Origin of the sequence: Aquabacterium sp. (assembly GCF_021768455.1) — a bacterium.
Taxonomy (GTDB): domain Bacteria; phylum Pseudomonadota; class Gammaproteobacteria; order Burkholderiales; family Burkholderiaceae_C; genus Aquabacterium.
The window spans coordinates 1-11592 of record NZ_JAIZVX010000139.1 but is presented as its reverse complement, the minus strand read 5'-3'; the positions used below and the strand labels follow the sequence as shown (position 1 = coordinate 11592).

11 protein-coding genes and 1 tRNA gene are annotated in these 11592 nt (G+C 63.9%); 1 reads left to right on the top strand and 11 read right to left on the bottom strand.

Annotated elements, in window-relative coordinates; all coding sequences use genetic code 11:
• The coding region (locus QZ994_RS15800) for a MerR family transcriptional regulator (protein WP_290873739.1) at positions 1-775 on the top strand (775 nt) is incomplete at its 5' end.
• Positions 776-880: 105 nt separating this feature from the next.
• Here the strand turns inward: QZ994_RS15800 and QZ994_RS15795 are convergent.
• From QZ994_RS15795 to aceA, 11 genes are all read right to left on the bottom strand, one after another.
• Positions 881-957 (bottom strand) — tRNA-Pro (locus QZ994_RS15795).
• 72 nt (positions 958-1029) lie between these two features.
• Complete coding sequence (locus tag QZ994_RS15790; RefSeq protein WP_290873736.1) at positions 1030-1548, bottom strand: MerR family transcriptional regulator; 519 nt, start codon at positions 1546-1548, stop codon at positions 1030-1032.
• A gap of 148 nt (positions 1549-1696) precedes the next feature.
• The gene (locus QZ994_RS15785) at positions 1697-2056 is read right to left on the bottom strand and encodes an integration host factor subunit alpha (RefSeq protein WP_290873735.1); all 360 of its coding nucleotides are present in this window, start codon (positions 2054-2056) and stop codon (positions 1697-1699) included.
• Positions 2057-2072: 16 nt separating this feature from the next.
• Complete coding sequence (gene pheT / locus QZ994_RS15780; protein ID WP_290873732.1) at positions 2073-4502, bottom strand: phenylalanine--tRNA ligase subunit beta; 2430 nt, start codon at positions 4500-4502, stop codon at positions 2073-2075.
• A 73-nt stretch (positions 4503-4575) separates the two neighbouring features.
• The gene (locus tag QZ994_RS15775; protein ID WP_290873729.1) at positions 4576-5604 is read right to left on the bottom strand and encodes an NAD(P)-dependent alcohol dehydrogenase; all 1029 of its coding nucleotides are present in this window, start codon (positions 5602-5604) and stop codon (positions 4576-4578) included.
• 94 nt (positions 5605-5698) lie between these two features.
• Positions 5699-6748, bottom strand: coding sequence for a phenylalanine--tRNA ligase subunit alpha (gene pheS, locus QZ994_RS15770; protein ID WP_290873727.1), 1050 nt, complete (start codon positions 6746-6748; stop codon positions 5699-5701).
• A gap of 111 nt (positions 6749-6859) precedes the next feature.
• A complete protein-coding gene (gene rplT / locus QZ994_RS15765) occupies positions 6860-7219 on the bottom strand; it encodes a 50S ribosomal protein L20 (RefSeq protein ID WP_290873725.1) in 360 nt (119 codons plus the stop codon).
• A gap of 37 nt (positions 7220-7256) precedes the next feature.
• Positions 7257-7460: a 50S ribosomal protein L35 gene (gene rpmI, locus QZ994_RS15760; protein ID WP_290873722.1), complete on the bottom strand. Its 204-nt coding sequence runs from the start codon at positions 7458-7460 to the stop codon at positions 7257-7259.
• A 218-nt stretch (positions 7461-7678) separates the two neighbouring features.
• Entirely contained in the window at positions 7679-8227 is a 549-nt protein-coding gene (infC, locus tag QZ994_RS15755; protein ID WP_290873741.1) for a translation initiation factor IF-3, read from the bottom strand.
• A 121-nt stretch (positions 8228-8348) separates the two neighbouring features.
• Positions 8349-10268, bottom strand: coding sequence for a threonine--tRNA ligase (thrS, locus tag QZ994_RS15750; protein ID WP_290873720.1), 1920 nt, complete (start codon positions 10266-10268; stop codon positions 8349-8351).
• Between the two features lie 328 nt (positions 10269-10596).
• Positions 10597-11592: isocitrate lyase (gene aceA, locus QZ994_RS15745; RefSeq protein WP_290873718.1), on the bottom strand; the 996-nt coding region annotated here is incomplete at its 5' end.

The following is an 11592-nucleotide window of genomic DNA, read 5'->3' as shown; positions in this document are numbered from 1 at the left end:
GATGCTGGCCCACCGCGCGACCCAGACCCGCGAAGGCCAGCCGACCGCCCCCTCGGGCACGCAGCGTCCTGCCGGGGCCGAAGGTCCGCCCGCCGGCCTGATGCCGCCCCCAAGGCTGAAAGGCCGCCTCGGGCTGTACGACGCGGAACACCAGGGCAAGCTCGAACTCATCCGCGATCTGCGCCAGCAGGGCTTCCGGCTCGACGCCATCAAGGAGATGCTGGACAAGACCCCGCAAGGCGCCTGGACCGAGTACTCGCTCATCAGCGAACTGTTCTCCACCACCTTCTTCACGGTGGAAGCGCCCAAGCGCAAGGGGCTGGACGAAATGGCCGCCCACTGGGACACCCGCGCCACACCGGAGCAGAAGGCCCGGCTGAGCAAGAACGGGCTCTACCGCCCACTGGCGGAGGGTGATGAGGTGGAGATCCTCAGCCCGGCCCTGGAGCGCATCGGCATCCAGCTGGCGGAGCTCAACGTCCCGCTGGACACGGTGCTGGACCTGCAGGACGAACTCATCCGCCATACCCGCGCCATTGCCAAGGCTTATGTGGAGCAGCTCTTCCTGAACCTGGTGGAGGACGTCGCAGGCGGACATGGCACGGAAGCCAGCAAGGCCGGCGAGCCGCTGGCTGTGGCCGGACAGCTGCGGGCCCTGTTTGAACGCCTGCGCCCCCTGGCCATCGGCTCGATCAGCGCAGCCTTTCCCGTGGTCTTGCAGCAGGAATTCGATCGCAGCGTCGCCAAGCGACTGAAGCGCCCTGTGGGGCGTTGAACCGCTCAGCATCGCGCACCACCCGCACCAGAGCTCCACGGCCCACACACGGCCCAGAAGACAAAAAGCCCAGTAGCTTTCGCTACTGGGCTCATGTCGTTCTCTTGGTCGGGGCGGCGGGATTCGAACTCGCGACCCCTTGCACCCCATGCAAGTGCGCTACCAGGCTGCGCTACGCCCCGACAAGAATTAAACTATAGCACGACTCAATCAGGCTCCGCAAGTTTTGTTGTTTTTCTGTCTGAAATGAGGCTTCAGACCAACAAATCGCGGATCGACACCAGGGCTTCGCGCAGGGCCAGCACGGCTTCGGGGTCGAGGTCCTGGAGGTCGATCTGCGTGGGGCCGATCCAGAGGGCATCGGCCACGGCCGGCGCACTGGCCTGCAGCGCGCGCACCACGCGCGATTCACCCGAAGGCTGAGGCGGCATGACCGGCGCAGACCAGGGGGTTTCCAGGGCCTCACCGTCGTCCAGGCCTTCGACCTCGTCGCTCACCTGCACCGCCACACCGGCTTCGGCCAGCTGGTTGCGCGCACCGCTGATGGTGAAGCCCTGCTCATAAAGCAGCTCCCGGATGCGGCGAATCAACAGCACCTCGTGATGCTGGTAGTAACGGCGGTTGCCGCGGCGCTTCATGGGCTTGAGTTGCACGAACTCCTGCTCCCAGTAGCGCAGCACGTAAGGCTTGACCAGGCACAACTCGCTGACCTCACCAATGGTGAAGTAGCGTTTGGCAGGGATCGGCGGCAAGGCGCTGTCGATGCGGTCCATGGCTCCCATAGGGTCCGTCAGGTGTGTCTGCCGCGAAGCAGATCGGTGAGCGAGGGCACTGCGTTGGCACCCTCGCTGAAATCAGCGAAGGCCCCGCACCCCGTGGCAACACGGGGCGTCGAGGGCCTCAGGGCAAGTCCAGAAGACTTTACTCCAAGTCCTCGCCAGAAGGAACGTCGCCCTGCACCATGCCCTTGAGCTTCTGGCTCGCGTGGAAGGTGACCACGTTGCGCGCAGCAATGGGGATGGTCTCCCCGGTACGCGGGTTGCGCCCGGGACGCGGCGCCTTGCGACGGATCTGGAAGTTGCCGAAACCCGAGAGCTTCACATCGGTGCCGCTCACCAGGGTGTCGTTCACCAACTCGAAAAAGGCCTCGACCATGTCCTTGGACTCGCGCTTGTTCAGCCCGAGCCGCTCGAAGAGCAACTCGGACAGCTCGGCCTTGGTCAGCGTTGGCGTCTCGATCGTCGGCAGCAACACGGTCAGGTCGCTGATCTTGTCGTTCATGTCCCCTCCCCCGGGATCAGGCGCGCACGCGGGCGGCCACACGCTCGGCCAGCGAGGCCAGCACAGCCTTCATGGCCGTGTCGATGCGCTCGTCGGTCAGCGTTTGCTCATCATCGCGCAGTTCCACGCGCACAGCGAGGCTGCGCTCGTCATCGGCGATCCCCTGAACCGGGGCCTTGGGCTTGTAGATGTCGAACAAACGGGCAGCCTTGACCAGACCTTCGGTCGGGGCCGAAGTGATCGCGCCAATCAAGGCATCGTGCGGCGTGCTGTCGGCCACGACCAGGGCCAGGTCGCGGAAAACGGATTGCAGCTTGGGCACGCTGGTGAAGGCGGGCACGGTACGCTGGGCCAGCACGGTCGCATCCAGTTCAAACAGCACCGGGGCCTGCGGGAGGTCGTAAGCCTGGCGCCACTTGGGGTGCAGCTCACCGACCACGCCCACGTCCTGACCGTTGACCAGCACGCGCGCGCATCGGCCGGGGTGGAAGGCCGGGTGCTCGGCGGCCACGAAGGTGGCCTGGCGCGGCGCCAGCAGGGCTTCCACATCGCCCTTCACATCGAAGAAGTCAACCGTGCGCGAAGCCTGGCCCCACTGCAGGGCTTCGGCCGGGCCGTAGGCCACGCCTGCCACGCGCACGGGCTGGTCGAACCCGCCCACGGTCTGGTCGCTGTCGGCAACGCTGGCGTCGCGCCTGAACACGCGGCCCACTTCAAACAGGCGCACGCGCTCGGCCTTGCGCGCCAGGTTGGTCTTGAGGACCTCGATCAGGCTGCCGATCAGGGTCGAGCGCATCACGGCCAAAGGCGCCGCGATGGGGTTGAGCACCTTGATCGGGTCGGCGTTGCCGGCGAAATCGGCCTCCCACTTCGCCTCAACGAAGCTGAAGGTGATCGCTTCCTGGTAGCCGCGGGCGGCCACATCGCGGCGCACGGCATACAGGCTGCGGCGGGCTTCTGGCAGCACCTGGGCGGTGATCGGCGCCTTGGGCGCACGCTTGGGCAGCTTGTCGAAGCCGATCACACGCACCACCTCTTCGATCAGGTCTTCTTCGATCTGAATGTCGAAGCGCCAGCTCGGGGGCGTCACGGTCAGGTGAGCGTCACCGTCCACCGTGCTCACCACATGGCTCAAACCGAGGCGGTTGAACACGGTTTCGACCTCGGCCAGCGTCACGGGCATGCCGATCACGCGCTGGGCGCGCGACAGGCGCAGGGTCACCGGCTGGCGCTCTGCCGCCTTCACCACCTGATCGTCCACCGGACCGGCTTCGCCGCCGCAGATGTCCAGGATCAGGCGGGTGATGCGCTCAAGGTAGGCCACCGTCGGCGCAGGGTCGACACCCCGTTCGAAGCGGTGCGAAGCGTCGGTCGAGAAGTTGTAGCGGCGGGCACGACCCGCGATGGCCTTGGGCCACCAGAAAGCGGCTTCCAGGTAGACGTTGCGGGTCTCGTCGCCCACCGCGGTGGCGTCACCGCCCATGACACCTGCCAGCGACTCCACCTGGGCCTCGTCGGCGATCACGCCCACCTGCTCGTCCAGGGTGACGGTGTTGCCGTTCAGCAGCTTGAGCTGCTCACCGGGCTTGGCCCAGCGCACCGTGAGGCCACCGTGCACCTTGTCCAGGTCAAACACATGCGAGGGCTGGCCCAGCTCGAACATCACGTAGTTCGAGATGTCGACCAGGGGCGAGACCGAACGCTGGCCACAGCGGCTCAGGCGCTCGACCATCCATTCAGGCGTCTGGGCCTGGGGGTTCACGCCACGGATCACGCGGCCGGCAAAACGACCGCACAGTTCGGGCGCCTGCACCGTGGCTTTCACGGTGTCATCGATGGCCGGCTGCACGGGCTCGATGGCCGGCAGGGTCAAGGGCGCGCCCGTCAAGGCCGACACCTCTCGGGCGATGCCTGCCACGCTCAGGCAGTGCGCCAGGTTGGGCGTGAGCTTGAGGGTGAAAAGGGTGTCGTCCAGCTTGAGGTGCTCACGGATGTTCACGCCCACGGGCGCATCCTCGGCCAGGATGTGCAGGCCATTGGATTCTTCCGAGATGCCCAGTTCACGGGCCGAGCACAGCATGCCATGGCTTTCGACACCGCGCAGCTTGCCTTTCTTGATCAGGAAGGGCTTGCCATCGGCGCCCGGGGGCAGCTCGGCCCCGATCGTGGCGCAGGGGATCTTGATGCCCGGACGCACGTTCGGCGCACCGCACACGATCTGCAACGGTTCGCCGGTGCCGGCGTCGACCTTGCACACATTGAGGCGATCGGCATCAGGGTGCTTGGCCACTTCCAGCACCTGGGCCACGACGACGCCCGTGAAGGGCTTGGCCACGGGCTCCAGTTCTTCCACTTCCAGACCGGCCATGGTGAGCAGGTCGGCCAATTGCTGGGTGGTGAGATCGGGGTTGCAGAAGCTGCGCAGCCAGGACTCGGGGAATTGCATGTCAGGGATCCTTGAGAATCTTCTTGGGGTGGTGCGATGGACTTGGGTGCCGTGGGGATCGCTGCGAGCGCGATCAGGCGAAATCGGCGTCCAGCACCACGCGGTAACGGGCCTTGCCGGCGCGCAGGTGGTCCAGCGCGTCGTTGATGCGGGCCATCGGGAAATGTTCGGTTTGGGGCTCGATGCCGTGGCGGGCAGCAAAATCCAGCATGGTGTCGATGTCCTGGCGCGAGCCCGTGGGCGAACCCGAAACACTGCGCTGGCCACCGATCAGGGCAAAGGACTCGACCTCCATCGGCGCAGGCAGCACGCCCACCACGTGCAAGCGACCATTGGGCGCCAGGGTGCCCATCAGGGCCTTCCAGTTGAGCATGGCATTGACAGTCACCAGCACCAGGTCCAGGCGGCCAGCGACCTCCTTCATGGACTTCGCATCCACGCTGGAGACCACCCGGTGCGCGCCCAGCTTCAGTGCTTCGTCGCGCTTGGCATCGCTGGACGTGAAGGCCGTGACCTCGCAACCCCAGGCCCTCGCAAACTTCAGCGCCAGGTGCCCCAGGCCACCGATGCCCACCACGCCCACGCGGTGGGTCGGCTTGATGTCGAAATTCAGGAAGGGCGAAAACACCGTCAGGCCGCCGCAGAGCAGCGGGCCGGCCTTGGCCGAGTCCAGGCCAGCAGGGATCGGCGCCACCCACAGCCAGTGCGCACGCACGCGCTCGGCAAAACCACCATGGTGACCCACGATGGTCGGCACCCCTGCGCGGCACAGCTGGGGCTGGCCACCCAGGCAGGCCTTGCACGCCTGGCAGCTCTGCGACATCCAGCCCAGACCGACCTTCTGGCCGAGCTTCAAACCCTTGGCGTTGGCACCCAGGGCCACCACGCTGCCCACAACCTCGTGCCCACCCACCACCGGGTAGCCTGAAAAGCCCCACTCGTTGTCGATCATCGACAGATCGGAATGGCACAGGCCGCTGTGCTCCACGCGGATCTCGACCTCCTCAGACCCCAGCGGCCCCGGATCGTACGAAAAAGGCACGACGGGCTTGGCTGCCTCCTGGGCAGCCCAGGCGCGGATGGTGGTCGGGGTGGTGGTCATGGCGGGTCCTTTCGGTGGTCAGGGGCATCACGGGGATGCCGTCATCGCAGGCACACACAAGGCATCAGGCCGGCAGGGCCGGTCCGAAGCCCACTCACTGGAACTGCTGCAGGAAGCGCAGGTCGCCTTCGTAGAAGAGGCGCAGGTCGTTCACGCCATAACGCAGCATGGTCAGGCGATCCGGCCCCAGGCCAAAGGCGAAGCCGATGTAGCGCTCCGGGTCGAGCCCGAAGTTGCGCACCACGTTCGGATGCACCTGCCCTGCCCCGCCGACTTCCAGCCAGCGCCCCTTGAGCGGACCCGACGAGAAGGCGATGTCCACTTCGGCCGAAGGCTCGGTGAACGGGAAGAAGGACGGACGGAAGCGGATGTCCAGCTCGTTCGTCTCGAAGAAGGTGCTGAAGAAATCGCCCAGCACGGCTTTCAGGTCGGTGAAGCTCACCGATTCACCGATCCACAGGCCTTCGCACTGGTGGAACATCGGCGAGTGGGTGGCATCGCTGTCGACACGGTAGGTGCGCCCCGGGGCGATCACGCGGATCTCGGGGATGCGCTCGCCGCGGGCCAGGGCCTCGGCATGGGACTTCACATGCTGCACGGCGTAACGCACCTGCATCGGGCTGGTGTGCGTGCGCAACAGGTGCCCCCCCTCGACGTAGAAGGTGTCGTGCATCGAGCGGGCCGGATGGTCTTCCGGCGTGTTCAGGGCCGTGAAGTTGAACCAGTCGGCCTCGATTTCGGGGCCATCGGCCACGGCAAAGCCTTGCGAACCAAAGATGGCTTCGATGCGCTCGATGCTCAGCGACACCGGATGCAACCCACCCTCACCGCGGCGACGGCCCGGCAGGGTCACGTCCAGCGATTCGGCGCGCAACTGCAGCGCCAATTCGGCATCGGCCAGGGCCTGGCGACGGGCATTCAGGGCCGCCTCGACCTGCTGCTTGGCCTGGTTGATGGCGGCGCCACGGGTCTTTTTCTCTTCGGGGCTGAGCGCGGCCATGCCCTTGAGCAGGTCGGTCATGCTGCCGGACTTGCCCAGGAAACGGGCCTTGGCATTTTCCAGGTCGGCGGGCGTGGCCGCGGCGGCGAAGGCCTCCTGGGCGGAGAGCACGATGGCCTGAAGGTCGCTTTGCTGGTCGGTCATGTCTTGTGCGGTCGAAAAAAAAGGCCAACTCACGTTGGCCTTCAGGTCACTGTGGTTGCCCTGGCCGGCAGAGCCGGCAGGGCAAACAGCGCAGCATCTTGCTGTCTGCGATCAGGCAGCCAGTTGAGCCTTGGCCGTGGCAACGATGCTGGCGAAAGCAGCAGGATCGTTGACAGCCATGTCAGCGAGCACCTTGCGGTCGATCTCGATCTGAGCCTTCTTGATGCCAGCAATGAACTTGCTGTAGGTCAAGCCCAGCGCGCGGCTGCCGGCGTTGATACGAGCGATCCACAGACGGCGGAATTCGCGCTTCTTGGCACGGCGGTCACGGTAGGCGTATTGGCCTGCCTTCATGACCGCCTGTTTGGCGATGCGGTAGACGTTCTTGCGGCGACCACGGAAACCCTTGGCCAGTGCGAGAACCTTTTTATGACGAGCGCGGGCTGTTACACCACGTTTGACGCGAGGCATGGATGTGCTCCTTCAGCGTTGAATCAGGACAAGAGGATCAGAGACCAGCCATGGGCAGCATCTGAGCGATGGAACCCATGTTGGTTTCGTGCACGTTCACAGCGCCGCGGAGGTGACGCTTGTTCTTCGTGGTCTTCTTGGTCAGGATGTGGCGCTTGAAGGCTTGACCGCGCTTGACGGTGCCACCCGGGCGAACGCGAAAACGCTTCTTCGCACTGCTCTTGGTCTTCATTTTGGGCATGTTCTGCTCCTGATAAATTGTGCCTGTCAGGCGCCGCGAAATACCACTTCCGCGTCTTGATGGCCTGCAGTCACTTCGATCAACGCACGGTGACCAGACCGTGCGCCGTGCACTGCGCAGAGGCTTTCAGCCTGCACTGCAGCGCGAAAGCTCTGTGCCGCAGTTACCCACCGCACAGAACCAAACCTCGCATTGTAGAAGAAAACCAGCCTCGCGGCTCACTTCTTCTTTTTGGGACCCAGCACCATGATCATCTGGCGGCCTTCAAGCTTAGGCATGTTCTCAACGATCGACACATCGGTCAGGTCGTCACGCACACGCTCCAGCAGGCGCAAGCCCAGTTCCTGGTGGGTGATTTCACGGCCACGGAAGCGCAAGGTGACCTTGCCCTTGTCGCCCTCTTCCAGGAAGCGGCGCAGGTTGCGCAGCTTGATCTGGTAGTCGCCTTCATCGGTGCCCGGGCGGAACTTCACTTCCTTGACTTCGATGACCTTCTGCTTGAGCTTGGCATCGTGAGCCTTCTTCTGCTCCTGGTACTTGAACTTGCCGTAGTCCATCAGGCGGCAGACAGGAGGATCGGCCGTGGCGGCCACTTCCACCAGGTCCACGTCGGCCTCTGCGGAAAGGCGCAAGGCTTCCTGGATGCTGACGATACCGAGCGGCTCGTTGTCGACGCCGTTGAGGCGGACTTCCGGAGCCATGATTTCACGATTCAGCCGATGCTTGCGCTCATCATTGCGCGTACGGCGGTCGAAGAAGTTAGCGATGTCGATTTCCTTTTGGCAACAGGCCCTGGGCGCCCGCACCGGTTAACCATGGTCACGCACCCAGGCAAACCTGGGGACCGGCGCCCGGCTCCCATCAACAGGAGCCAAGCGCAAGCCCACCTCAGGCCTTGCTGGCGATGTCTTGAGCGATCTTCTGGGAGAAGTCATCGAGCGACATCACACCGAGGTTCTGGTTACCCCGGGCGCGCACGGCGACGGTGCCATCAGCCTTCTCCTTGTCACCGACAACGACGAAGTACGGCACCTTCTGCAACGAATGCTCGCGGATTTTATACGTGATCTTTTCGTTGCGCAAATCCAACTGCACCTTCAGACCCTGCTTCTGCAGCGATTTCGCAATGTCCGATGCGTAATCGGCCTGAGCATCGGTGATGTTGAGCACCACAACCTGGGTCGGCGCCAGCCAGACGGGGAGCGAACCGGCATGCTGCTCGATCAGGATGCCGATGAAGCGCTCCAGCGAACCCAGGATGGCCCGGTGCAGCATCACAGGATGCTTGCGGTCGCTGGCTTCGGTCACGTACTCGGCACCCAGGCGTTGCGGCATGGAGAAGTCGACCTGGATGGTGCCGCACTGCCAGTGGCGCCCCAGCGCATCCTTGAGCGTGTACTCGATCTTGGGACCGTAGAAAGCGCCATCGCCCGGCGCGATCTGGAACTCGCTGCCCGTGGCGCGCAGGCTCTCCATCAGCGCCTGCTCGGCCTTGTCCCAGCTTTCGTCCGAACCGATGCGCTGCTCGGGACGGGTCGCGACCTTGTAGATGATGTCGGTGAAGCCGAAGTCCTTGTAGACAGCCTGCAGCAGGGCCGTGAAGTTCACGCATTCCTGCAGGATCTGGTCTTCGGTGCAGAAGATGTGGCCATCGTCCTGCGTGAAACCACGCACGCGCATGATGCCGTGCAGGCCACCGGTGGGCTCGTTGCGGTGGCACTGGCCAAACTCGCCGAAGCGCAACGGCAGATCGCGGTAGCTCTTGAGACCGGAGTTGAAGATCAGAATGTGACCAGGGCAGTTCATCGGCTTGAGCGCGTAGTCGCGCTTTTCCGATTCGGTCGTGAACATGTTGTCGCGGTACTTGTCCCAGTGACCGGTCTTCTCCCACAGGGTCTTGTCGATGATCTGCGGGCCCTTGACCTCCTGGTAACCGTTGTCGACGTAGACCTGTCGCATGTACTGCTCCACGGCCTGCCACACGGCCCAGCCCTTGGGGTGCCAGAACACCACGCCGGGGGCATGTTCGTCGATGTGGAACAGGTCGAGCTCACGGCCCAGCTTGCGGTGGTCGCGCTTTTCGGCCTCTTCCAGGCGGGTCAGGTACTGCTGCAGGTCGTCCTTGGTCGTCCAGGCCGTGCCATAGACGCGCTGCAACTGCTCGTTGCGGTGGTCGCCACGCCAGTAGGCGCCCGCCACCTTCATCAGCTTGAAGTGCTTGAGCTTGCCGGTGCTGGGCACGTGAGGGCCACGACACAGGTCGGTGAAAGCGCCTTCGCTGTAGAGGGACACGTCCTGGTCGGCCGGGATGCTTTCGATGATCTCCGCCTTGTAATGCTCACCCAGGCTCTTGAAGTAGGCCATGGCCTCATCGCGCGGCAGCACCTTGCGCTCGACCTTCTCGTCCTTCTTCGCGAGTTCGGCCATTTTCTTTTCAATGGCCGCCAGGTCTTCCGGCGTGAAGGGGCGCTTGTAGGCGAAGTCGTAATAGAAGCCGTCTTCGATGGTCGGGCCGATGGTGACCTGCGCCTCGGGGAAAAGCTCCTTCACGGCGTAAGCCAGCAAGTGAGCGGTCGAGTGGCGGATCACATCCAGACCGGCGTCGTCCTTCTCGGTGACGATGGCCAGTTGCGTGTCGGCCTCGATCAGGAAACTGGTGTCAACCAGGCGGGCGGACTCGCCCGAGCCCACGCGGCCGGCAAGCGCAGCCTTGGCCAGGCCGGCCCCGATGGAGGCTGCCACCTCGGCGATGGTCACAGGACCGGGAAATTCACGTTGGGAGCCGTCAGGCAACTGGATGGCGATCATGGTGTTCAGCGGTGTGGTGTGTGTGCAGACAAGAAAAAAGCGCGGTGGTCGCCGCGCTTTCTGGTGTCAGGTAAGAACTGAGTACAGGTGCGAAAGCAGCGGCCAGCCGACTAGACCTCGGTGGAGGTGAAGGGGGTGGTCGGAGTTCGCGGTGTCATAACCGGGGATGCCTTTCTACGTTCCTTACCAGTGCACAAGAAACGCCCGACTGAACGGGCTCAGTCCAGATTGTAAGGCCCCAAGAAAAAACCCGACGCCTTGAGACGCCGGGTTTCGGTTCTGCTGTTCAGCGCGGCACCCACCGAGCAGGCGGGCACCTGAACGCCGATCAGTGGAACTGTTCTTCTTCGGTCGAGCCGGTCAGGGCCTTCACGGAAGACGAACCACCCTGGATCACGGTGGTGACGTCGTCGAAGTAGCCTGCGCCCACTTCCTGCTGGTGCGACACGAAGGTGTAACCCTTTTCGCGGGCGGCGAATTCGGGCTCTTGCACCATTTCCGTGTAGTGCTTCATGCCTTCGCCGTTGGCGTAGGAGTGAGCGAACTGGAAGGTGTTGTACCAGTTGATGTGGATGCCAGCCAGCGTGATGAACTGGTACTTGTAACCCAGGGCCGACAGGTCTTCCTGGAACGAAGCGATCTGCTTGTCGTTGAGGTTCTTCTTCCAGTTGAAGGAAGGCGAGCAGTTGTACGACAGCAGCTTGCCAGGGCAGGCAGCGTGCACGGCTTGGGCGAATTCACGGGCGAAGCCGATGTCGGGCACGCCAGTTTCACACCAGACCAGGTCGGCGTAGGGGGCGTAAGCCACGCCACGGCTGATGGCTTGCTCCAGACCGTTCTTGACACGGTAGAAGCCTTCTTGCGTGCGTTCGCCGGTCACGAAGGGACGGTCGTTCTCGTCGCAGTCGCTGGTCAGCAGGTTGGCAGCTTCGGCATCGGTACGGGCCAGAACGATGGTGGGCACGCCCATCACGTCGGCAGCGAAACGAGCGGCGATCAGCTTTTCAACGGCCTCACGGGTCGGGACCAGCACCTTGCCACCCATGTGACCGCACTTCTTGACAGCGGCCAGCTGGTCTTCGAAGTGAACGCCGGCAGCGCCCGAAGCGATCATGTTCTTCATCAGTTCGAAGGCGTTGAGCACGCCGCCGAAACCGGCTTCCGCGTCAGCAACGATGGGCAGGAAGTAGTCGACGAAGCCTTCGTCACCGGGGTTGATGCCACGGCCCCACTGAATTTCGTCAGCGCGCTTGAAGGTGTTGTTGATGCGACGAACCATGGTCGGCACCGAGTCGTAGGCGTACAGCGACTGGTCGGGGTACAT